This window comes from Janibacter sp. RAF52, from assembly GCF_052114035.1.
GTDB classification, from domain to species: Bacteria; Actinomycetota; Actinomycetes; order Actinomycetales; family Dermatophilaceae; genus Janibacter; species Janibacter hoylei.
Genome location: NZ_JBFRDY010000007.1, coordinates 137,353 through 158,882 on the forward strand (window position 1 = coordinate 137,353; position 21,530 = coordinate 158,882).

The 21,530-nt window shown below is 71.4% G+C and carries 19 protein-coding genes and 2 pseudogenes; 10 read left to right on the forward strand and 11 right to left on the reverse strand.

The features are described 5' to 3' along the window. Positions 1 to 8: 8 nt before the first annotated feature. Positions 9 to 665, reverse strand: coding sequence for a hypothetical protein (locus tag AB4Y78_RS11255; protein ID WP_441714669.1), 657 nt, complete (start codon positions 663 to 665; stop codon positions 9 to 11). Then, complete coding sequence (locus AB4Y78_RS11260) at positions 662 to 1,639, reverse strand: GNAT family N-acetyltransferase (protein WP_265229668.1); 978 nt, start codon at positions 1,637 to 1,639, stop codon at positions 662 to 664. The genes AB4Y78_RS11255 and AB4Y78_RS11260 overlap by 4 nt, the downstream gene beginning before the upstream one ends. 46 nt (positions 1,640 to 1,685) lie before the next feature. Between AB4Y78_RS11260 and AB4Y78_RS11265 the strand changes: the two genes are divergently transcribed. The 5 genes and pseudogenes from AB4Y78_RS11265 to AB4Y78_RS11285 all read left to right on the forward strand — a co-directional run bounded on the left by AB4Y78_RS11265 (position 1,686) and on the right by AB4Y78_RS11285 (position 6,827). Next, entirely contained in the window at positions 1,686 to 4,268 is a 2,583-nt protein-coding gene (locus AB4Y78_RS11265) for a DEAD/DEAH box helicase (protein WP_441714667.1), read from the forward strand. Between the two features lie 24 nt (positions 4,269 to 4,292). Further along, positions 4,293 to 5,069, forward strand: a pseudogene (locus tag AB4Y78_RS11270) (transporter substrate-binding domain-containing protein); the annotation flags it as partial. 66 nt (positions 5,070 to 5,135) lie between these two features. Beyond that, the gene (locus AB4Y78_RS11275) at positions 5,136 to 5,759 is read left to right on the forward strand and encodes an amino acid ABC transporter permease (protein WP_441714772.1); all 624 of its coding nucleotides are present in this window, start codon (positions 5,136 to 5,138) and stop codon (positions 5,757 to 5,759) included. After that, a complete protein-coding gene (locus tag AB4Y78_RS11280; RefSeq protein ID WP_441737143.1) occupies positions 5,746 to 6,546 on the forward strand; it encodes an amino acid ABC transporter ATP-binding protein in 801 nt (266 codons plus the stop codon). The genes AB4Y78_RS11275 and AB4Y78_RS11280 overlap by 14 nt, the downstream gene beginning before the upstream one ends. After that, entirely contained in the window at positions 6,543 to 6,827 is a 285-nt protein-coding gene (locus AB4Y78_RS11285) for a DUF4031 domain-containing protein (RefSeq protein WP_441714663.1), read from the forward strand. The genes AB4Y78_RS11280 and AB4Y78_RS11285 overlap by 4 nt, the downstream gene beginning before the upstream one ends. Here the strand turns inward: AB4Y78_RS11285 and AB4Y78_RS11290 are convergent. Further along, on the reverse strand, positions 6,784 to 7,443 hold the full coding sequence (locus tag AB4Y78_RS11290; protein WP_441714661.1) for an HD domain-containing protein: 660 nt from the start codon (positions 7,441 to 7,443) through the stop codon (positions 6,784 to 6,786). The two genes, AB4Y78_RS11285 and AB4Y78_RS11290, sit on opposite strands and share 44 nt — an antisense overlap. Positions 7,444 to 7,461: 18 nt before the next feature. On the opposite strand from AB4Y78_RS11290, the gene AB4Y78_RS11295 reads away from it, so the two are divergent. Together AB4Y78_RS11295 and AB4Y78_RS11300 are read left to right on the forward strand one after the other, a co-directional pair. Continuing rightward, complete coding sequence (locus AB4Y78_RS11295; protein WP_259909360.1) at positions 7,462 to 8,949, forward strand: purine-cytosine permease family protein; 1,488 nt, start codon at positions 7,462 to 7,464, stop codon at positions 8,947 to 8,949. Beyond that, positions 8,946 to 9,515, forward strand: coding sequence for a cysteine hydrolase family protein (locus AB4Y78_RS11300; RefSeq protein WP_441714659.1), 570 nt, complete (start codon positions 8,946 to 8,948; stop codon positions 9,513 to 9,515). The genes AB4Y78_RS11295 and AB4Y78_RS11300 overlap by 4 nt, the downstream gene beginning before the upstream one ends. Here the strand turns inward: AB4Y78_RS11300 and AB4Y78_RS11305 are convergent. Continuing rightward, positions 9,502 to 9,909 carry a VOC family protein gene (locus tag AB4Y78_RS11305; RefSeq protein WP_007926225.1) on the reverse strand — a complete coding sequence of 136 codons (408 nt, stop codon included), beginning with the start codon at positions 9,907 to 9,909 and terminating at the stop codon, positions 9,502 to 9,504. The two genes, AB4Y78_RS11300 and AB4Y78_RS11305, sit on opposite strands and share 14 nt — an antisense overlap. A gap of 9 nt (positions 9,910 to 9,918) precedes the next feature. Further along, on the reverse strand, positions 9,919 to 10,830 hold the full coding sequence (locus AB4Y78_RS11310; RefSeq protein WP_007926224.1) for a LysR family transcriptional regulator ArgP: 912 nt from the start codon (positions 10,828 to 10,830) through the stop codon (positions 9,919 to 9,921). Between the two features lie 69 nt (positions 10,831 to 10,899). Here AB4Y78_RS11310 and AB4Y78_RS11315 point away from each other — a divergent pair, with 69 nt between their 5' ends. After that, on the forward strand, positions 10,900 to 11,490 hold the full coding sequence (locus AB4Y78_RS11315) for a LysE/ArgO family amino acid transporter (protein ID WP_441714657.1): 591 nt from the start codon (positions 10,900 to 10,902) through the stop codon (positions 11,488 to 11,490). A gap of 2 nt (positions 11,491 to 11,492) precedes the next feature. Here the strand turns inward: AB4Y78_RS11315 and hflX are convergent, their stop codons facing one another. Both hflX and AB4Y78_RS11325 read right to left on the reverse strand, forming a co-directional pair. Next, the gene (gene hflX, locus AB4Y78_RS11320; RefSeq protein ID WP_007926222.1) at positions 11,493 to 12,992 is read right to left on the reverse strand and encodes a GTPase HflX; all 1,500 of its coding nucleotides are present in this window, start codon (positions 12,990 to 12,992) and stop codon (positions 11,493 to 11,495) included. Between the two features lie 15 nt (positions 12,993 to 13,007). Then, complete coding sequence (locus tag AB4Y78_RS11325) at positions 13,008 to 13,382, reverse strand: hypothetical protein (RefSeq protein ID WP_441714655.1); 375 nt, start codon at positions 13,380 to 13,382, stop codon at positions 13,008 to 13,010. Positions 13,383 to 13,664: 282 nt separating this feature from the next. On the opposite strand from AB4Y78_RS11325, the gene AB4Y78_RS11330 reads away from it, so the two are divergent. Continuing rightward, positions 13,665 to 15,101 (forward strand): amino acid permease, encoded by a 1,437-nt coding sequence (locus AB4Y78_RS11330; protein WP_441714653.1) that lies wholly within the window; start codon positions 13,665 to 13,667, stop codon positions 15,099 to 15,101. On the opposite strand, the gene AB4Y78_RS11335 is transcribed toward AB4Y78_RS11330, so the two are convergent. From AB4Y78_RS11335 to AB4Y78_RS11345, 3 genes and pseudogenes are all read right to left on the reverse strand, one after another. Continuing rightward, positions 15,071 to 16,270: an alkaline phosphatase D family protein gene (locus tag AB4Y78_RS11335; RefSeq protein ID WP_441714770.1), complete on the reverse strand. Its 1,200-nt coding sequence runs from the start codon at positions 16,268 to 16,270 to the stop codon at positions 15,071 to 15,073. The two genes, AB4Y78_RS11330 and AB4Y78_RS11335, sit on opposite strands and share 31 nt — an antisense overlap. A gap of 24 nt (positions 16,271 to 16,294) precedes the next feature. Further along, positions 16,295 to 16,459: pseudogene (locus tag AB4Y78_RS11340) on the reverse strand (alkaline phosphatase D family protein); the annotation flags it as partial. Positions 16,460 to 16,538: 79 nt separating this feature from the next. Beyond that, entirely contained in the window at positions 16,539 to 18,245 is a 1,707-nt protein-coding gene (locus AB4Y78_RS11345) for a glycerol-3-phosphate dehydrogenase/oxidase (protein ID WP_441714651.1), read from the reverse strand. Between the two features lie 59 nt (positions 18,246 to 18,304). Between AB4Y78_RS11345 and glpK the strand changes: the two genes are divergently transcribed. After that, a complete protein-coding gene (gene glpK, locus AB4Y78_RS11350) occupies positions 18,305 to 19,837 on the forward strand; it encodes a glycerol kinase GlpK (protein ID WP_259909350.1) in 1,533 nt (510 codons plus the stop codon). A gap of 13 nt (positions 19,838 to 19,850) precedes the next feature. Here the strand turns inward: glpK and AB4Y78_RS11355 are convergent, their stop codons facing one another. Continuing rightward, positions 19,851 to 21,239 (reverse strand): DUF222 domain-containing protein, encoded by a 1,389-nt coding sequence (locus tag AB4Y78_RS11355; RefSeq protein WP_441714650.1) that lies wholly within the window; start codon positions 21,237 to 21,239, stop codon positions 19,851 to 19,853. Positions 21,240 to 21,530 lie beyond the last annotated feature (291 nt).

A 21,530-nucleotide genomic window follows, 5' to 3' on the forward strand; every position in this document is an offset into this window, starting at 1 on the left:
CCCGAATGCTAGGTCCTGCGCCGCACCAGCTTCGACCACAGCCAGGGGGTGCGCGAGGGCGTCTCGACCTGCGCAGGCGGGGGTGGGCCCTCGTCGACGTCGTCGAAGAGGAGCGCGTGCCCCGGGACCTCGCCGCTGAGGGTCGTCGGGTCGATGCTCCAACCGCGCGAGACCGCCATGACGGTCTGCTCGTTGACGTCGAGGACGACCTGGAATCGCGCCTCCTCGTCGGTGATCTCCTCGAGCGCGGGGAGCCCGAGACCGGTCTCGGTGGGAGTGGGCACCCCGGCCCAGACGAGCTCACCGCTCTCGCCCACGACCTCGACATGGCGCAGCAGTCGCCCGCGGTCCGCCAGGAGCCACCGGTGGGCCTCGACGACCCGGTGGCTCGCGAAGGCCTGGACACGGGTGCCGAGCAGCGCCGACAGCGAGGCGAGCCGGGTGGCCGAGATGTCCGCGAGATCGGAGCTGACCGCCAGGGTCCACCGACCGTCCACCCCGGGCACCGGCGGGAGCAGGCCGACCTCGTCGAAGGCCTCGGCGGCCTCGCCACCCGAGACGTTGCGCCCGCCGGTCAGGCCGAGGGCCTCGGCCACCTGCGCCTGCGAGCGGTCGAGGACCGCCAGCCAGGCGGTCTTGTACCCGAAGGGCTCGAGGTGGGTCACAACGAGCGCGCCATGATGACGCCGTCACGGTCGTCGCCGGGGGCCACCCGGACGCCTCCGGGCACCCGGCCGACCTCCGTGTAGCCGTAGCGGGTGTAGAACTCCCCGAGCCCGGTCCCGCCGCGGTAGTCGAGCGTCACGAGCTCGACCCCCGCCTCGCGGGCCGCGCGGTGCAGCCCCGCCATGAGGAGCGCGCCGTGGTTGGTCCCCCGACGGCCGGGGTCGGTCATGATCCGCTCGAGGTTGGCGGTGTGAGCCACCGTCGCGCCGGTGGGCCGGACGACGAAGCCGAAGCCGAGCAGGTCACCGAGCGGCGAGTTCAGCGCGACGCACCGCACCCCGCCGTCGCCGAGGCGCGCGATGTACCCGTCGAGGACGCGGGCGACCTCCCCTTCGCTCGCACCGGGCGCGAAGCCCACGGCGCCGCCGGCGTCGTTGACCTCGACCCACATCCGCAGCATCGCCTCGCGCGCCCGTGCGGGGACCTTGTCGGTGATCCGCACGTAGGGCAGCTCGAGGACCTCCCACGCGTCGCCGTCGACGGTGTGGTCGAGCTCGGGCACGTGCACCATGCCCGCGGCCTCCGCGACGAAGCGGGTCGAGATGTCCTCGGGGGCGACCCGCAGCCGCAGCGGCAGGTCCGGCAGCCACTCGAGGCAGTACGCGACGACGAGCCGCAGCGCCCGCCCGGCGAGGGTGTCGCTCCCTTCGCCCTCGACGACGCGGATCGTCACCCGGATGAAGTCGGCGTGGGCACGCAGCCCGACGAAGCCCACCCGAGCGCCGACGCCGTCCTGCACGATCCAGGCTCCGTAACCGTGCTCGTCCCAGTGCTCGCGCCAGCCCCGCACGATCTGCGCGGGGCGCTCCGCGGAGACGGGCACGTCCATCAGCTCGGCCACGAGCTGCGCGTCGTCGTCGACGGGCGGCTGCAGCGAGAGGTCATCGGTGGTGATCGATCGTGGTGCAGTCACGGGACCCATGGTGACACCCGGATCGGCGCGCTGGGACGATGGCCAGATGAGTGAACCGCTGCACGTACCCGTCGGCACGGGACCCGACGACCTCTTCGAGCGGTTCACCCGGTGGGCGCAGGAGCGGGGCACCCCGCTCTACCCCCACCAGGAGGAGGCGCTCCTCGCGCTCCTGGGCGACGACCACGTCGTGCTCGCCACCCCCACCGGCTCCGGCAAGTCGCTCGTGGCGACCGGCGCCATCGCCCACGCGATGGCCAAGGACGAGGTCGCCTTCTACACCGCGCCGATCAAGGCGCTCGTGTCGGAGAAGTTCTTCGACCTCTGCGCGATCTTCGGTGCCGACAACGTCGGCATGCTCACCGGCGACGCCTCGGTCAACGCCGACGCGCCCGTCATCGTGTGCACCGCCGAGGTCCTCGCCAACCTCGCCCTGCGCGAAGGGAACGAGGCCGACGTCGGTCTCGTCGTCATGGACGAGTTCCACTACTACTCCGAGCCGGAGCGTGGCTGGGCCTGGCAGGTCCCCCTGCTCGAGCTGCCCCAGGCGCAGATGCTCCTCATGTCGGCGACCCTCGGCGACACCCGGGCCATCGAGACCGACCTCGCCGAGCGGACCGGCCGTGACGTCGTCGTCGTCGCGGACGCCGAGCGCCCCGTGCCGCTCACCTTCTCGTGGGCGCTCACCCCGATCCAGGAGACGATCGAGGAGATCATCGAGTGGCGCCGCGCGCCGGTCTATGTCGTCCACCAGACGCAGGCCAATGCCGCCGAGCACGCCCGCCTGCTGCAGACGCTCAAGCTCCTCGACGCGGACGAGAAGCAGGCCATCGCCGACCGGCTCGCCGGCTTCCGCTTCTCCGCGGGCTTCGGTCGCACCCTCGGCGCGATGCTGCGCCGCGGCGTCGGCGTGCACCACGCCGGCATGCTGCCGCGCTACCGCCGGCTCGTCGAGCAGCTCGCCCAGGCCGGCCTGCTCAAGGTCATCTGCGGCACCGACACCCTCGGTGTCGGCATCAACGTCCCGATCCGCACGGTGCTCTTCACCTCGCTGACGAAGTTCGACGGCTCCCGCCACCGCGTGCTCCGGGTCCGCGAGTTCCTCCAGATCGCCGGCCGGGCCGGCCGCGCCGGCTACGACACCGAGGGCTACGTCGTCGTCCAGGCCCCCGAGCACGTCATCGACAACCACCGTGCGCTGCTCAAGGCGGGCGACGACGAGAAGAAGCGCAAGAAGGTCCAGCGCAAGAAGCCGCCGGAGGGCTTCGTCGTGTGGACCGAGGAGACCTTCACCAAGCTGACGACGGCCACCCCCGAGACCCTGCGCTCGCGCATGAAGGTCGACAACTCCATGATCCTCAACGTCGTCGCCCGGCCGGGTGACCCGGTGGCGGCCCTCTCGCGCCTCACCCGCGACAACCACGAGGACGCGAAGGGGAGGGCTCGCCTCGCCCGACGGGCCATCCGTCTGGGGCGCAGCCTGCTCGACTCCGGGGTGCTCGAGCGGCTGCCCGAGCCGGACCCGACCGGCCGCACCGTGGCGCTCACCCTCGACCTGCCCCCGGACTTCGCGCTCAACCAGCCGCTCGCCCCCTTCGCGCTGGCAGCGCTCGACCTGCTCGACCCCGACTCCCCGACCCACGCCCTCGACGTCGTCTCGACGATCGAGGCGGTCCTCGAGGCGCCCTTCGCGATCCTCATGGCGCAGCAGCACGCCGCTCGCGGCGAGGCGGTCGCCGAGATGAAGGCGGACGGCATCGAGTACGAGGAGCGGATGCGGCTGCTCGACGAGATCACCTGGCCGCGGCCGCTCGCCGAGGAGCTGACCGCCGCCTTCGAGACCTACCGGCAGACCCACCCGTGGCTGCCGGAGGAGGCCCTCGTCCCGAAGTCCGTCGTGCGCCTCATGTGGGAGGAGGGCATGTCCTTCGCCGACTTCGTGCGCCGCTTCACCCTCGCCCCCCGCGAAGGACTCGTCCTGCGCTACCTCACCGACGCCTACCGCACGCTGACCCGCACCGTGCCCGAGAGCTACTCCTCGCCCGAGCTGGCCCAGATCGTCGAGTGGCTCGGCGAGACGGTCCGCCAGACCGACTCGTCGCTGCTCGACGAGTGGGAGGCTCTCTCCGACCCCGACGCGGCCGCCCGGCTCGCCGAAGGGCGGGAGGCCGCCGCCCCGCCGCGCCCGCTCACCGCGCGCACCGGCCCCTTCCGCACCATGGTCCGCGGCGCCCTGTGGCAGCGGGTCGAGCGGGCCGCGCGCGACGACCTGACCGCCCTCGCTGCCATCGAGCAGGCCGCGGCCGAGCTCGCCGACGACGACCGCTCCCCCGTCATGCGGTACGACGACTGGGACGTCGCCCTCGGCGACTACTGGGAGGAGCACGACCGGATCGGCACCGATCAGGACGCCCGGGGCCCGCACCACCTGCACGTCGAGGAGACGAGCGGCCCCGCCCCGGGACTCGACCCGGACGAGGCCCCGGACGTGCGGCTGTGGGAGGTCCGCCAGACGCTCGCCGACCCCGAGGGCGACGGCGACTGGGTCATCGAGGCCACGGTCGACCTCGACGCCTCCGACCGGGTCGGCGAGGCCGTCGTGCTCGCGACCGCCCTGCGCCGGCTGTGACCGCGGGCATATCCTGACGCCCTGATGATCACCCTCCCCCGGCGCCTCGCGCACCTCCTCCTGGCCCTGGCCCTCGCGCTCGGCCCGGCACTCCTCGCCCCACCGTCGGCGTCCGCAGCACCGACCGAGCGCTCCGACACCACGGCGAGCAAGGTGCCCAACCCCCTGCGCGTCGGGACCGAAGGGGTGTACGCCCCCTTCTCCGTCAAGCAGGGCGACGACTTCACCGGCTTCGACGTCGAGGTGATCAAGGCGGTCGGCGAGCGGCTCGGTGTCGAGGTCGAGTTCGTCGGCACCCCGTGGGACTCGATGTTTGCCGCGCTGGGCGCCGGACGATTCGACATCGTCGCCAACCAGGTCAACGTCAACCCGGAGCGCGAGAAGCTCTACGACCTCTCCGACCCCTACGTCGACACCGCCGGCGTGCTCGTCGTCGCCGAGGACAACCCGGAGGGCATCACGCAGCTCTCGGACCTCAAGGGCAAGAAGGCCGCGGAAAACATCACGAGCAGCTGGGCCGAGGTGGCCGAGGAGCACGGCGCCGACGTCGTCGGCGTCGACGGCATGAACGAGGCTATGGCCAGCCTCAAGGAGGGCCGCGTCGACGCGATCGTCAACGACAAGCTCGCGGTGCGCAACTACATCGCGACCGCGCCCGACCCCGGGGTCAAGGTCGTCGCCGAGACCGATGACAAGGCGCAGTCCGTCTTCGCCGCCAAGAAGGGCTCCGGCTACATGCCGGAGATCAACAAGGCGTTGGCCGAGATGGAGGCTGACGGCACCACCCAGCAGATCTACGACAAGTACTTCAGCGCCGACAACGCCACCCCGAGCTCCTGGGACCTCGTCAAGACCAATGCCTGGCCCATGGCGTGGAAGGCCATCGCCGTCACCATCCCGCTGACCGCGATCTCCTTCGTCGTCGGGCTCGCGCTCGCCCTCGTCACGGCCATCGGTCGGAGGTCGACGTCGGCGCTCCCCCGCGGTCTCGCCCGCGCCTACATCTCGGTCATCCGCGGCACACCGCTGCTCGTGCAACTCTTCCTCATCTTCTACGCACTGCCGGAGATCGGGGTGGACTTCCCGCCCTTCGTCGCGGCGGTCATCGCCCTCTCGCTCAACGTCGGTGGCTACGCGGCCGAGATCATCCGCTCGGCGATCGAGTCGATCCCCCGCGGCCAGTGGGAGGCCGCGCAGACCATCGGCATGAGCCGCACGACCGCACTGCGCCGGATCATCCTGCCGCAGGCGGCCCGCACGGCGATCCCGCCGTTGTCCAACACGCTGATCTCGCTGCTCAAGGACACCTCGCTCACGTCGATCATCCTCGTCGTCGAGCTGACCCAGGCGGCCCGCTTCGCGGCCGCCCCGACCTTCCAGTACATGCCGATGTTCGGCCTGGCCGCGCTCTACTACTGGATCATCTGCACGGTCCTCTCGCTCGTCCAGGACCGTGCCGAGGAGAGGTTCAGCCGCTATGTCGCAGCCTGAGGCACGCACCCCCGCCGTCACCGTGCAGCACGTGCGCAAGAGCTTCGGTGACAAGGAGGTCCTGCAGGACATCTCCTTCGAGGTCGGCACCGGCGAGGTGAGCGTCGTCCTCGGCCCCTCGGGCTCGGGCAAGACGACGCTGCTGCGGGCGCTCGGCGGGCTCGAGCGGCCCGACTCCGGCGTCATCACCATCGGCGGCGCGAGCGTCGACTTCGCCGAGCTCACCCCGAGCCGGCGCGGCAGCCTCCCCCGGGGACAGCGTGCGCAGGTCGAGGCGCTCGGGGCGCAGAGCGGCTTCGTCTTCCAGGGCCACAACCTCTTCGCCCACAAGAGCGCCCTCGACAACATCACCGAGGGCCCGGTTGTCGTCCAGGGCGAGGACCCCGAGGCCGCGCGGGAGCGGGCCCGGACGCTCCTCGAGCAGGTCGGGCTGTCGGAGCACGCCGACAAGTACCCCTACCAGCTCTCCGGCGGCCAGCAGCAGCGCGTCGGCATCGCCCGGGCCCTCGCCCAGCGGCCGGCGGTCGTGCTCTTCGACGAGCCGACCTCCGCCCTCGACCCGGAGACCGTCGGCGAGGTGCTCGCCGTGATGCGCGACCTCGCCGAGGCCGGCTGGACGATGGTCGTCGTCACCCACGAGATCCGCTTCGCGCGCGAGGTCGCCGACGAGGTGCTCTTCATCGACGGCGGGCTCGTCGTCGAGCACGGGCCCCCCGAGCGGGTCATCCTCGACCCGCAGCAGCCGCGCACGCAGGCCTTCCTCCAGCGGATCCTCGACCCGCTGTGATCCTCGTCGACCCACCCACGTGGCCCGGCTGGGGCCGCACGTGGAGCCACCTCGTGTCGGACACCTCCCTGGCGGAGCTGCACGACTTCGCCGAGCGGGTGCGCCTGCCACGGCGCCTCTTCGACGAGGACCACTACGACGTGCCGGCCGAGCGCTACGACGAGGTCGTGGCCGCCGGCGCCCAACCGGTCGCGGGGAGCGTGCTGATCCGCCGCCTCATCCGCAGCGGGCTGCGGGTCACGCAGGCCGAGCGATCCGGGCGATCTCCCGACGCAGGTTGACGCGGGCTCGACCGCTCCACCGCCGGTGCGCGTGGTCGGTGAGGTAGAGCCGCTCCCGGTCGACGAAGGGGGTGAGCACCGCCGCCCTCCCCCGCGCGTAGTCCGCGTCGGAGTAGTCGCCGTACTCGAGGCGCACCTGGTGGCAGTAGGCATCGAAGCGCTCGGTCGGCGCGGCGAGCACCCACAGGTCGGCGTCGTGGAAGGCGCGGGCGGCCGCGTCGGTGCTGCTCATCTCGTGGGTCGCGCTGTCGCGCACCAGGGTCGCCACGTGCGCCACGCGCTCGGCCGGCAGGCCGAGCGCGGTGAGCCGCTCCTCGGCGAGCACCGCAGACGCCTCCTCGTTGGCCCCCGGCGGGGCCGCCGGGTCGTACACGGCGTCGTGGTACCAGGCGACCAGCCCTGCGAGGTGCCGGTCGAGGGCGGGGAGGTCACCCCCTTCGTGCAGCTCGTCGAGGGCCGCGAGGACCTCCGCCAGGTGGACGGCGTCGTGGTACGAGCGGTGGTCCTCGAGCCAGCGGTCGAGCAGGTCGGTGACCTCGGCAGCGACCCGCTCCGGCAGCGCGGTCGGGCACAGTGCGGTGACATCGGCGTGCCACCGGCTCCTCAGGGTCTCCACCTGTGCGATTCTGCCCGAATGAGCGCTGACTCCCTCGAGTCCGTCCGCCGCGCGGGCGTCGAGACCACCGGTATCGAGATCATCGACGAGGCGGATCGCACCGCCCGACCCGCTGACCTCTTCTGGCCGTGGTTCGCCGCCAACGTCTCGGTCTTCGGCATCTCCTACGGCAGCTTCGTCCTCGGCTTCGGCATCTCCTTCGTCCAGGCCCTCGTCGTCTCCCTCGTCGGCATCGTCGTCTCCTTCCTGCTGTGCGGGCTCGTCGCCGTCGCCGGCAAGCGCGGGTCGGCACCGACCATGGTCATCTCGCGGGCCGCCTTCGGCGTGCAGGGGCAAAAGCTCCCCGGCGTCGTCTCGTGGGTGGTCTCCATCGGCTGGGAGACCTTCCTCGCGATCATGGCGACGCTCGCCACGGCGACCGTCATGCGCGAGCTCGGCTGGGGCGGCGGCACGCCGACCAAGGTCGTCGCGATGCTCGTCGTCGCGGCCCTCATCGTCACCGCCTCCGTCGCGGGCTACCACCTGATCATGCGGCTGCAGTCGGTGCTCACCTGGCTCACCGGCATCGCGACCCTGCTCTACCTCGCCCTGACCGTGCGCCACATCGACTGGTCGGCGCTCACCGCGCTCGAAGGTGGCTCGACCCAGCAGGTCCTCGGCGCCCTCATCATGGTGATGACCGGCTTCGGGCTCGGGTGGATCAACATCGCCGCCGACTGGTCGCGCTACCAGAGCCGCCAGGCCCCCTCCGGCGCGATCGTCGCGTGGAACACCCTGGGCGGCGCCCTCGCCCCCGCCCTCCTCGTCGCCTACGGCATCGGCCTCGCCGGCTCGGACGAGGCCCTGAGCGCCGGCATCGCCGCCGACCCCGTCGGCACGCTCGCGACGATCCTGCCGACCTGGTACCTCGTGATCTTCGGCGTCGCGGCGGTCCTCGCACTCGTCTCCGGTGCCGTGCTCGGCATCTACTCCTCCGGCCTGACGCTGCTCAGCCTCGGCGTGCGCATCCCCCGCCCCGCGGCCGCGGGTCTCGACGGGCTGCTGCTCACCCTCGGCACGATCTACGTCGTCTTCTTCGCCGAAAACTTCCTCGGGCCCTTCCAGTCCTTCCTCATCACCCTCGGCGTGCCGCTCGCGGCGTGGGCCGGCATCTTCCTCTCCGACCTCGCGCTGCGCCGCCGTGACTACGACGAGGAGGCCCTCTTCGACGCCCGCGGTCGCTACGGGTCGATCGACTGGACCTCCGTCGGCACGATGGTGCTCACCTCGGTCATCGGCTGGGGACTGGTCACCAACGCCATGCCGGACTCGACGTGGAACAACTGGCAGGGCTATCTGCTCAAGGCCTTCATGGGCACCGAGCTCGTCGAGGACCCGGCGGGCAACTACTGGGCCGGCGACTGGTCCTACGCCAACCTCGGCGTCATCGTCGCCCTCGTGCTCGCCTTCGTCATCACCTGGGTCGCGCGCCGGGGCACCGTGCGCCGCCAGGAGGAGCAGGCATGAGCGAGCTGCCCGACCTCTCCGACGCCTGGCTCGTCGTCATCGACCCCCAGCGGGTCTTCGCCGACCGCGGCTCGGAGTGGGGGTCGCCCATGTTTGACGACGCGCTCGGCCCGATCAAGAGCCTGCGCTCGGGCTTCGGAGCGGACCGCACGCTGGTGACCCGGTGGGTGCCGGGCGCCGATCGTCCGGGCTCGTGGGGGCCCTACTTCGAGCGCTGGTCCTTCGCCGACCGACCGGCGACCGACCCGCTCTTCGACCTCGTCTCCCCGGCCAACGGCTGGAGCAGCCGGGGCACGGTCGACGTGTCGACCTTCGGCAAGTGGGGCGAGGGCATCACCCGCACGACCGGCGAGACGCCCACCCTCGTGCTGGCGGGCGTCTCGACCGACTGCTGCGTCATCTCCACCGCGCTCCCCGCCGCTGACGCTGGCGCCGCCGTCGTGGTGGCCGCCGATGCCTGCGCCGGCTCCAGCGAGGACAGCCACGCCGCGGCGCTGCAGGTCATGGGGCTCTACGCGCCCCAGATCGTCGTCGCGACGAGCTCGGACGTGCTCAGCTCCCGCTGATGTTGACCATCCACGGGATGCCGTAGCGGTCGGTGAAGGAGCCGTACTCGTCGCCCCACATCTGCATCTCGAGGGGCATCTCGATCTGGGCCCCGGCGGTGAGCCCGGCCCAGTAGCTGCGCACCTGCTCGGTGTCGTCACCGCTGATGCTGACCGTCACCGAGGTGCCGAGGGTGCGGGCCATCCCGGGCGGGGTGTCGCTGGCGAAGATCGTGTAGCCGGCCTCGGTGACGAGGCTGGCGTGCATGACCTGGTCGGCGATCTCGCCGGCATCGGGCATGCTGTCGCCGAAGGTGTGGACGAGCAGCTCACCGCCGAGCACCGACTGGTAGAACTCCATCGCCTCGCGGGCGTTGCCGTCGAAGTTGAGGTACGGGTTGAGTTTCGATGCCATGGCCCGACGCTAGGCCTGCGCACCGACAACCGGAAGACCTGCGGCCCCCCGCACCGGACGCAGCCTCCGGGCCGCGTCGTGCACCGCGTCGGTGAGCCGCGCGATGCGTGGGGTGGCCAGGGTCCAGACCTGCCAGTGCAGCGGCACGTCGCGGTGCTCCCGGCGGCGCAGCAGCACGAGGCGGCCGGTGTCGAGGTCGTCCTCGAGCTGGGCCTCGGGGACCATCGCCCAGCCGAGCCCGGCCCGCACCGCCGCGACGAAGCCCTCGGAGGAGGGCACCTGCGAGGTCGGCGGCGGCGCGCCCACCCCGAGGTCGCGCAGCACCCCGAGCTGCAGGTCGTCCTTGGCGTTGAAGCGCAGCACCGGCATCGCCGACCAGTCGTACCCGCGGCCCCGGGCGAAGCGCTCCGCCAGCTGCGGAGCGGCCACCGGGAGGTACCGCATCGCGCCGAGCGGCTCGGTGCGGCAGCCTGACACCGGTACGGGGTTGGCCGTCACGGCCCCGACCACCCCACCCCGACGCAGGTGGTCAGCGCTGTACTCCTCGTCCTCGACCTCGAGCTGCAGCCGGGTGCCCTCCCAGCCCGCGGCCGCCCCGAGCACCGGCGCGAACCACGTCGCGAGGGAGTCGGCGTTGACCGCGACCGGCAGCGCGACGGGGGCGTCACTCCCTTCGCCCAGCGCGGCACGCGCCTCGTCCTCGAGCAGGACCATCTGGCGGGCCGTGCGCACGAGCGTCTCCCCCGCAGCCGTGGCACGGCAGGGGGCGGTGCGCTGGACGAGCACCCGGCCGGCATCGCGCTCGAGCGCCTTGATCCGCTGGCTCACCGCCGAGGGGGTCACGTGGAGCACGCCGGCGGCGGCGTCGAAGGTCCCGGTGTCGATGACGGCGAGCAGCGCTCGCAGCTGATCGAGCTGCATGAAGCAATGCTAATGATCCCCAAGGATCTTTCGCTGGGCTTGCTCGCCACGTCCACCTAGCGTTGCCCCGTGCTCACCACTGCCCTCGCCGGTCTGCTCACCGGCCTCACGCTCATCGTCGCCATCGGTGCGCAAAATGCCTTCGTCCTGCGCCAGGGCATCCGTCGTGAGCACCTGCTGCCGGTCGTGGCGATCTGCATCGCCGCGGACGCCACGCTCATCGCCCTCGGCACGGGTGGGGTCGGGGCGCTCGTGAGCAGCCACCCCGGGCTGGTGCGCGTCGTCACGTGGGTCGGCGCCGCCTACCTCGTCGGCTACGGCCTGCTCGCCCTGCGTCGCGCCACCCGCCCCACTGGTCTCGAGGCGACCGCACCCGCCTCCAGGGGGTCCGTGGTCGCGACGACGCTCGCGATCACCTTCCTCAACCCCCACGTCTACCTCGACACCGTCCTCATGCTCGGGTCGATCGCCAACGGCTTCGAGGACGAGCGGTGGGCCTTCGCCGGCGGCGCCGTGGTCGGCAGCACGGTGTGGTTCACCGGCCTCGCCCTCGGCGCGCGGGCGCTGGCCCGACCGCTGGCGAGCCCGCGGACGTGGCGCGTCCTCGACGCCATCATCGGCGTGACGATGGTCGGGCTGGGCGTGCTGCTCGCCCTCTGAGGTCAGCCGGCGGCGGCGAAGGGGGTGAGCTCGGCCGCGAGGTCACCGTGCACCCGTGCCCGGAGGTGGGTGCCCTCGGCGACGTGCTCCTCGGCGAGGATCTCGGCCTCGTCGTGCAGTCGGCTGACGAGGTCACCGCGCGCATACGGCACGAGCACCTCGACGTCGATGTCCGGTCGGGGCAGCTCCTCCGCGACGAGGTCGAGCAGCTCGGGGATGCCCTGGCCCGTGCGCGCCGAGACGGCGACGGAGTAGCGCTCGTTGCGCAGGATCCGGTCGACGACCTCGGGGTCGGCCGCATCCGCCTTGTTGATGACGACGACCTCCTTGACGTCGGTCGCGTCGACGTCGGCGAGGACGCTGCGGACGGCGGAGATCTGCCCCTCGGGGTCGGGGTGCGAGCCGTCGACGACGTGCAGCAGCAGGTCGGCGTCGCCGACCTCCTCGAGCGTCGAGCGGAAGGCCTCGACGAGCTGCTCGGGCAGGTGGCGGACGAAGCCGACGGTGTCCGCGAGGGTGAACTCGCGCCCGTCGGCGGTCTCGGAGCGCCGCACCGTCGTGTCGAGGGTCGCGAAGAGCTGGTTGTCGACGAGCACGCCCGCGTGGGTCAGCCGGTTGAGCAGGGTCGACTTGCCGGCATTGGTGTAGCCGGCGATGACGACCGACGGCGTGCCGTTGTGCCGGCGGGAGGAGCGGCTCGTGTCGCGGTGGGTCTTCATCCCCGCGATGTCGCGCTTGAGCTTGGCGATGCGCGAGTTGATCCGGCGACGGTCCAGCTCGATCTTGGTCTCACCCGGGCCACGCGAGCCCATGCCCTGACCGCCGGCGGCCTGACCGCCGGCCTGCCGGGACATCGACTCACCCCAACCGCGCAGACGCGGCAGGAGGTAGGTCAGCTGGGCCAGCTCGACCTGCGCGCGACCCTCGCGCGAGGTGGCGTGCTGGGCGAAGATGTCGAGGATCAGCGCCGTGCGATCGATGACCTTGACCTTGACGACGTCCTCGAGGGCGCGCCGCTGGCTCGGGCTGAGCTCGTCGTCGCAGACGACGGTGTCGGCCCCCTCCGCCACGACGATGTCGCGCAGCTCGAGGGCCTTGCCCGAGCCGAGGTAGGTGCCCGGGTCGGGGTTCTGCCGGCGCTGGAGGACACCGGCCAGCACCTCGGAGCCGGCCGTCTCGGCGAGCGCGGCGAGCTCTCGCAGCGAGTTTTCGGCGTCCTCGACCCGGCCGTCGGTCCACACCGCGGCGAGGACGACCCGCTCGAGCCGCAGCTGGCGGTACTCGACCTCGGTGATGTCCTCGAGCTCGGTGGACAGGCCCTGGACACGGCGAAGGGCGGAGCGCTCCTCGCGGTCGAGCTGCTCGCCGTCGTAGTCGCTCCGGTCGACGAAGCCGTCGTCGTCGGCGAGCGCCTGGGCGCGTCGGGAGAGGACCCGGTCGATGGTCGGGTTGATGGTGATGTCGTCGCCGCCGTCGTGGGCGCTGCGCAGTGGTTCTGTCATGTTCTCCTCAGGATCTCACCCTGCAACGCCCGCAGGCCAGCCATTAGTCCTCGTCGCCCTCCACCGCATCGGTGAAGGCCCGGGCTGCGTCTCGAACTCGCCGGCGGCGAACTGCGCGAGCCACTGCAGGCCGAGGAGGACACCCGGCCCTGAGACGGGGAGCACGACGAGGTGGCGGAAGCGGATGGCGAGCAGCAGCCCACCGGGCGGGCTGGCGATGCCGGCCTGCTCGAGCACCTCGTCGAGGACGAGGACACGGCTGGCACCGAAGTAGTCGTCGGTGACGAGGACGTGCACCCGGGACGTCGGGTCGTCCTCGTCGACGAGCACGGAGTCGGGCGCCGCGTACTCGGGTGGCGACGGCATCTCGTCGGGGCGGTGCAGACGCACGAGGACGGACCGCGGGTGCGGTGGGCCCTCCGGCACCGGCTTGTCGAGCAGCGCGTCGAGGTGGGTGCCCGACCATCTGCGGCCATTCCTTCTCCGGTGCCCGGGCCGCAGCAGCCGCGAGGTTGTGCAGGCCGAAGACCTCACCGTCGTCGGCCTCGAGGTACCCCGCGTTGGCCCCCGGGTGGTGGTGGAGTCGGACGGCGTCGCCGGCTGAAGATCCCCACACCGACATCCTGCCACCGGTGCCGCGGCACCCCCGGCGAGCGCGTAGGGTCTCCAGCCGTGTCCGACTCCCCCACCACCGTCCCCGAGCACGAGCACCTCGACCGCGGGCTGAACCCCCGCCACGTGCAGTTCATCGCGCTCGGCACCGCCATCGGCACCGGCCTCTTCTACGGATCGTCCGAGACCATCCAGGCCGCCGGCCCCGCCGTCCTCGTCGCCTACGCCGTCGCCGGCTTCATGGTCTACGTCGTCATGCGGGCCCTTGGTGAGATGGCCGTGCGCCACCCCGTCGCAGGGTCCTTCGCCCAGTACGCCGGCTCCTTCCTCGGCCCGTACGCGGGCTTCATCGTCGGCTGGGTCTTCTGGCTCGAGCTGGCCGTCGTCGCCATCGCCGACATGACGGCCGTCGCGACGTACATGGGGCTGTGGTTCCCCGGGGTCCCCGGCTGGGTGTGGATGGCGGCGGCGATCGCCCTCATCGGGGCGCTCAACCTCATGGCGGTGCGGGTCTTCGGGGAGATGGAGTTCTGGTTCTCCCTCATCAAGGTGACGGCGATCATCGCCCTCGTCGTCGGTGGACTCGCGCTCATCCTCTGGGGGCGCGAGGTCGGCGGCACGACCCCGGACTTCGCCCACCTGTGGAGCCACGACGGCTTCGCCCCCTTCGGCCTGTGGGGCATCATCATGAGCTTCAGCGTCGTCGTCTTCTCCTTCGGCGGCATCGAGACGCTCGGGATGACGGCCGGCGAGGCCGACGACCCGGAGCACTCCATCGCGCGCGCGGTCAACACCGTGCCCTTCCGCATCCTGCTCTTCTACGTCGCGGCGCTCGCGGTGATCATGTCGATCATCCCGTGGGACGAGGTCACCGGTGAGTCCTCCCCCTTCGTCGAGGTCTTCGCCGCGCTCCAGGTGCCGGCCGCGCAGCACGTGATGAACTTCGTCGTCCTCACAGCCGCCCTGTCCGCGATGAACGCGATCTTCTACGCCTGCTCCCGGACGATGTACGGCCTCGCCGAGCAGGGGCACGCCCCGCGCTCCTTCCTCCACCTGTCCCCGCGGGCGCACATCCCGATCTACCCGGTCGTGTGCATGTTTGCCGCAGGCGGAGTCGGCCTCGTGCTCTTCCTCGTCATCGAGGACCGGCTCTTCTTCTTCGTCGCCGCGATCGCCTCCTTCGCCACGGTCTTCACCTGGCTGATGATCCTGCTGGCGCACCTGCGGATGCGGGCCCGCATGGCGCGCGAGGGTGCCCGGCCCGGCGGCTTCGCGATGCCCTTCTTCCCCGTGCTCAACGTCATCGCAATGACCTTCATGGTCGGCGTCATCGTGCTGCTCGCGACGACCGAGGACGGACGCAATGCCTTCCTCGTCGGTGCGGGTGCGCTCGTGCTGCTGACGATCGCGTGGTTCGCCCTCGTGCGCGGCGAAGGGCGGCGCCCGATCGTCCTCGAGGACGCCGGTCAGCGCTCCGGCGACAGCTCCCGCGTGTAGAGCACCGTCCCCTGCGCGTCGCGGAGGGTGACCGTCAGCGTGCCGTCGTCGGCGATGTCGGCGTGACCGAAGAACTGGTTGCCGCCCCGCGGCGACTGGTTGGGGTGGTCGGCGCTCTTGACGAAGTCGACCCGGGGGCCGAAGGTGCCGTCCATCTCGTTGGGCCCGAAGGTGCCCGCGTTGATCGGCCCGGCGACGAACTCCCAGAAGGGCGCGAAGTCGGTGAAGGCCGCTCGCTCAGGGCTGTAGTGGTGGGCGGCGCAGTAGTGCACGTCGGCGGTGATCCACACGACTCCGGGCACGTGCTTGATCTCACGCAGCAGCCAGGCCAGCTCGATCTCCTTGCCGAGCGGCGCACCGTCGTCGGCATTGGCGAGGGACTCCTGGGCATCGCCGTCGGGCACGACGATGCCGAGCGGCAGGTCGGCCGAGATGACCTTCCACGTCGCGGTGGAACGCTTGAGCTCACGGGCGAGCCAGCGGACCTGCTCGTCGCCGATGAGGCTGGTGCGGCGCTGCTCGAGACCCGGGGTGTTGGGGTCCTTGAAGGTGCGCATGTCGAGGCAGAAGACGTCGAGGTGCCTACCACGCGAGACCCTGCGGTGAATGCGCTGCCCGTCGCGTCGGTCCTGACCGTTGCTGATCGGCTGCCACTCCCACCACGCGCGCTTGGCGTAGCGCGCGAGGACGTCGACGCGCCGCTCGCGGTCGTACCGGGGGTCCTCGAGGACCTCGCCCGGGTACCAGTTGTTCGTCGTCTCGTGGTCGTCCCACTGGGCGATCACGGGGACGTCGGCGTACATGGCGCGCAGGTTGCCGTCGAGGTGGTTGTAGCGGTGACGCCCGCGAAACTCGGCGAGGGTCTGGGCGACGTCAGTCACCTCGGGGATCACGAGATTGCGCCACACCTGCCCGTCGGGCTCGGTGACGCTCGCCTCGATCGGCCCGTCGGCGTAGATCGTGTCGCCGCAGTGGATGAAGAAGTCCGGGCGCGTCGCGTGCATGGCGCGGTAGGCGACGTACCCGCCGAGGTCCGGGGTGATCCCCCAGCCCTGCCCGGCGGTGTCACCGGTCCAGACGAAGGACTGGCTCCCCCGGCCCCGGTCGGCCGTGGTGAAGCTCAGGTCGGCGCTCTCGCCGCGGCGGCCGTGCTCGTCCTCGAAGGCCACCTCGATCTCGTGCCGGCGCCCCGGTGCGAGATGGCGCAGGTCGATCTTGCCCGTGTGGTCGGTGCCCGGCGTGACCCACGGCCCGCGGATCGTGCGGCGGGAGCGGCCTCGCCCCGTGAGCGTGGCCACCATCCGCGAAGGGCGGTCCGCCCGGGCCCAGACGATCGCCGAGTCGGTCGTCACGTCACCTGACGAGACGCCCGAGGTGAGCCGTGGGCGCCGGGTGGACCGGTCAGGGTGTGCAGGTGACGGTGGCGTGTCCGGGAGGTCAGCCCTTTGCCAAGGTGCGGATGTCGGTGGCCTCGGTGCGCTCGGCGTCGGCCCGCTCGTCCTCGGTCATCTGCTGGCTCTCGATCTCCGCCTGCACCCGCCGCAGGTAGTGCTCGACCTCCGAGCGCGTGCGCTCCTCGTCCCACCCGAGCTCGGCCGCGAGGATCTGGGCTGCCGGCTCGGCCGCCTCGACACCCCGGTCGGTCGTCTCGATCGAGATGCGCGTGCGCCGGGTCAGCAGGTCGTTGAGGTGGAGGGTGGCCTCGTGGCGCGCCGCGTAGACCACCTCGACCCGGAGGTACTCCGCCGCTCCTGCGAGCGGCTCTGCGAGAGAGCGGTCCTCGTCGATCATGGCGAAGAGGTCGACAGCCATAGAGCCGTAACGGTCGAGCAGGTGGGTCACCCGCCAGACCGGCAGGTCGTGACGCCGGCTCAGGGTGTCGAGCTGGTTGACCAGAGCCTGGTAGCCCTCGGCCCCGACCAGCGGAATGTGCTCGGTGACGCTGTCGGGCACGCCGGGCGAGAGATCCTCACGAGCGGCGTCGACGGCGTCGGCGGCCATGACGCGATAGGTCGTGTACTTGCCACCGGCGATCGAGATGAGGCCCGGCTGGGGCCGGGCGACGGCGTGCTCGCGGCTGAGCTGCGAGGACTCCTCCGACTCCCCGGCGAGCAGCGGTCGCAGGCCGGCGTAGACGCCTTGGATGTCGTCGCGGGTCAGCGGCGTGAGGAGCACGCCGTTGATCTGCTCGAGGATGTAGTCGATGTCCGCCGAGGTCGCAGCGGGGTGCGCCCGGGAGAGGTTCCAGTCGGTGTCGGTCGTGCCGATGATCCAGTGTGTGCCCCACGGGATGCAGAAGAGCACCGACTTCTCGGTGCGCAGGATCAGGCCGGTCTCGGAGTTGACCCGGTCGCGGGCGACGACGATGTGCACGCCCTTGCTCGCGCGGACGTGGAATCGCCCCCGCCCCCCGGCCATGGTCTGGATGTCGTCGGTCCACACGCCGGTGCAGTTGATGACCACCGAGGCACCCACCTCGACCTCGTCACCGGTCTCGACGTCGAGCACCCGGGCGCCCACGACGCGCTCACCGGCGTGGAGCAGGCCGGTGACCTTGGCGGAGTTGAGCACCGTGGCGCCGTAGGAGGCGGCAGTGCGCACGACCGTGAGGGTGTGGCGAGCGTCGTCGCACTGGGCGTCGTGGTAGAGCAGCCCGCCGTGGTGGGCGGAGGGCTTGAGCGCCGGGACGAGGCGACGCACTCCCCCCTTCGTCAGCTGCTTGGTCCGCGGCACGGACCGGCCGCCGCCCATCGTGTCGTAGAGGGTCAGGCCCGCAGTGACGTAGGGGCGCTCCCAGACCGGGTGCTCGAGGGGGTAGAGGAAGGAGACCGGCTTGACCAGGTGCGGCGCGATCCGGGTGAGCATGAGCTCGCGCTCTTTGAGCGCCTCGCGGACGAGCCCGAAGTTCAGCTGCTCGAGGTAGCGCACCCCTCCGTGGAAGAGCTTGCTCGAGCGCGACGAGGTCCCCGAGGCGAAGTCCCGCTGCTCGACGAGAGCCACCTTGAGGCCGCGCGTCGCGGCGTCGAGGGCGACCCCGGCGCCGGTGACGCCACCCCCGATGACGAGGACGTCGAGGTCCTGGCTCGCGATGCGGCGCCAGGCCTCGGCGCGCTGCTGGGGGTCCAGAGGTGTGGGAGTCGGCATGGCACAAAGGTAGTCGCGTCTGCCGCCGTGGCCGAACCCAAACCTGACAGGATGCGGCCATGAGCGCTGCGACGACCTACGTGCTGGCCATCGACCAGGGGACGACGAGCACCCGGGCGATGGTCTTCGACCGTGACGGGGCGGTCGTGGCGACCGACCAGATCGAGCACGAGCAGATCTTCCCGCGGGCCGGCTGGGTCGAGCACGACGCGCTGGAGATCTGGGGCAACACGCGCCGGGTCATCGGCGGGGCCCTCGGCAAGGCCAATCTCAACAGCGGCCACATCGAGGCCGTCGGCATCACCAACCAGCGTGAGACGACCGTCGTGTGGGACAAGGCGACCGGCCAACCGATCCACCACGCGGTCGTCTGGCAGGACACCCGCACCCAGGGGATCGTCGACGAGCTCGCGGCCGACGGCGGGCTCGACCGCTTCAAGGAGGTCTGCGGCCTGCCGCTCGCGACCTACTTCGCCGGGCCCAAGATCGCGTGGATCCTCGACCACGTCGAGGGCGCCCGCGAGCGGGCGGAGGCGGGCGAGCTGCTCGCCGGGACGATGGACACCTGGGTGCTGTGGAACCTCACCGGCGGCGGCGAGAACGACGGCGTGCACGTCACCGACGTCACCAATGCCTCGCGCACGATGCTCATGGACCTGCGCACGCTGCAGTGGGACGAGGCCATCTGCGAGGCGATCGGGGTGCCCCTGCAGGTGCTGCCCGAGATCCGCTCCTCGTCCGAGGTCTACGGCGAGTGCAAGCCGGGCGTCCTCAACGGCACGCCCATCGCGGGGATCCTCGGCGACCAGCAGTCGGCGACCTTCGGCCAGGCCTGCCTGACGCCGGGGACGGCCAAGAACACATACGGCACGGGCAACTTCATGCTGCTCAACACGGGCACGGAGATCGTCACGAGCGACAACGGCCTGCTGACGACGGTCTGCTACCAGCTCGGCGACGAGCCGGCCGTGTACGCGCTGGAGGGCTCGATCGCCGTCACCGGGTCGCTCATCCAGTGGCTGCGAGACAACCTCGGTTTCATCCGGGAGGCGCCCGAGGTCGAGCAGCTCGCCGGGACCGTCGAGGACAACGGCGGCGTGTACTTCGTGCCGGCCTTCTCCGGGCTCTTCGCCCCGCACTGGCGCCCCGACGCCCGGGGGGCGATCCTCGGTCTGACGCGCTTCGCCAACAAGGGCCACATCGCCCGGGCCGCGCTCGAGTCGACGGCCTACCAGACCCGCGACGTGCTCGACGCGATGCAGGAGGATGCCGAGCGCGCGGGCGGCCGGCTCACGGAGCTCAAGGTCGACGGCGGCATGGTCGCCAACGAGACGCTCATGCAGTTCCAGGCCGACATCCTCGGCGTCGACGTCGTGCGCCCCAAGATCGCCGAGACCACTGCGCTCGGTGCTGCCTACGCGGCCGGGCTGGCCGTCGGCTACTGGGAGTCGACGGACGAGATCGTCGACAACTGGACCGAGGACGAGCGGTGGTCCCCGTCGATGGACGAGACCGAGGTCGAGCGACTGCACCGCAACTGGACCAAGGCGATCTCCAAGACCCTCGACTGGGTCGACGAGGACGTCGACTGACCGCCCGCCGGGCTCAGGCAGCGAGCCCAGCGAGGTACTCCTCCACGGGCGACCAGTGCAGGTCGGCCCGTGGACCCGACCCGCGACGAAGGGGGTCAGTGTCGCGACCCCGTCCGTGCCCGAGGAGTGGTGGGGCAAGGCAGTGGTGGTCGCTGCCGGTCGGGGTGGTGATGACCACCTCGTGGGCCCCGCCTCCGGGGTCGAGCCCGGTCGAGATCACCTCGGCCCGCCAGCCGGGGGTCTCCTTGACCAGGTTGTGCGCCTGACAGGTCCCCCACCCACCAGCCGCGCTGGTGGCGCCGCCGGATGCGTGTGGGGTGATGTGGTCGATGTCCCGGATCGGGGCCCCGCACCACGGGACACGACAGGTCCCGGCGTCGCGGGCGTGGATGAACCTGCGCAGCCCGCCCGCGAAGAGGCGGCGGGTGGAGTCCATCGCCACCAGGTCCTTGCCGTCGGGGGTGGTCCACAATCGGCGCAACCACGTCGCCGTGTCACGGCCCTCAGCATCACTCGCGTCTTCGAGGAGACGCAGCAGGTGCTCCCGCGCCGTACCCGCGGGGATCGGGCCGTGGCCGACCACCTCCACGCCGCTCTCGGACTCGCCGGCGGTGTCGCTGGTGGGGATCAGGAGGCTCTCGTTCATCACCAGGCCGATCTCGACCGGCTGCGTCTGCCCCTGCGCCCGGCCCGAGAGCCGCTCCAGAGCGGTGTCGGTCATCCACGCCCCACGCCCCCGGTCATCCGCGGCACGTGCCGCGTCCGTCTCGGGGTCGCCGGTCGCGACGAACCGGGCCTGCTCGGCGGCCTTGAGCGCCGCGAACGCCCCGACGACGTCGACCATCGGGCCCAGCACGCTCAACCACGCCATCCCATCGGCCGCGGGGCGGATGCTCACCCGCCGCGACGCCACCGCCCGCTCCCTCCTGCGCACCAAGGATTCCTGGTCCAGGTCCACCGTCACCCGGTGCGCAGCAGCCCGCAGCTGCCGATCCCCCAACGTGGTCAGGCACCCCGACAACCGCTCGTCGGCGATCACGCGGTCCTCGTGGGACAGGCACGCCGTCTCCCTCGCGACGATCGTCGCCCGCCACTCACCCACCTCACCCGAGGTCAACGCCTGCAGTGTGTGCGGCAAGTCCTCCACCAACGCCTTGGCCAACCCCACGTGCCGGTCCGCCTGGCTGGGCGAGCAGCGCCGCGCCAACGCCACCTCACACCGCGACCCGCGCCGCCGAGACGTCGCCTCACGCGCACTGATCTCCCCCGCCTGCTTCTGCTCACCGGTCCGCGCGTCCCGCTCCGCGACGAACCGAGCCGTCGCCCGCGCCTGCACCCCAGCCAGCGACCCCTTCAACGCCTCACCCAACGTGATGACCTCGAGCAGGTCCGCCTCGCTCAACCCCTCAGGGCGAGCCGCAGCCAACTCCGCGAGCATCCCCCGAAGACGCCTCGGCAGACCAACTCGCTCCCCCGACTGCACTTGCTGTGTCTGCCCGCTCATCGCACCTCCCCTCGCTCACCCAGTATCGAACACCTGTTCGAATGCCGTCAAGAGGGGGTGGGGACAACTTCTCGACGACATCCCCACCACCTCCCCCGACACCACCGAGCCTGCCACCACCCACCGAAGACCCGCGTCACCAAGGTCATGCCCAGTTACACCTAGGTGTAACTGGGCATGACCTTGGTG

Bases quoted from the DNA above. Each gene is read 5' to 3' on its own strand.
- AB4Y78_RS11265 (WP_441714667.1), top strand. From the start codon at position 1,686: ATGAGTGAACCGCTGCACGTACCCGTCGGCACGGGACCCGACGACCTC.
- AB4Y78_RS11275 (WP_441714772.1), top strand. From the start codon at position 5,136: ATGGCGTGGAAGGCCATCGCCGTCACCATCCCGCTGACCGCGATCTCC.
- AB4Y78_RS11280 (WP_441737143.1), top strand. From the start codon at position 5,746: ATGTCGCAGCCTGAGGCACGCACCCCCGCCGTCACCGTGCAGCACGTG.
- AB4Y78_RS11295 (WP_259909360.1), top strand. From the start codon at position 7,462: ATGAGCGCTGACTCCCTCGAGTCCGTCCGCCGCGCGGGCGTCGAGACC.
- AB4Y78_RS11300 (WP_441714659.1), top strand. From the start codon at position 8,946: ATGAGCGAGCTGCCCGACCTCTCCGACGCCTGGCTCGTCGTCATCGAC.
- AB4Y78_RS11305 (WP_007926225.1), bottom strand. From the start codon at position 9,909: ATGGCATCGAAACTCAACCCGTACCTCAACTTCGACGGCAACGCCCGC.
- AB4Y78_RS11310 (WP_007926224.1), bottom strand. From the start codon at position 10,830: ATGCAGCTCGATCAGCTGCGAGCGCTGCTCGCCGTCATCGACACCGGG.
- hflX (WP_007926222.1), bottom strand. From the start codon at position 12,992: ATGACAGAACCACTGCGCAGCGCCCACGACGGCGGCGACGACATCACC.
- AB4Y78_RS11345 (WP_441714651.1), bottom strand. From the start codon at position 18,245: ATGCCGACTCCCACACCTCTGGACCCCCAGCAGCGCGCCGAGGCCTGG.
- glpK (WP_259909350.1), top strand. From the start codon at position 18,305: ATGAGCGCTGCGACGACCTACGTGCTGGCCATCGACCAGGGGACGACG.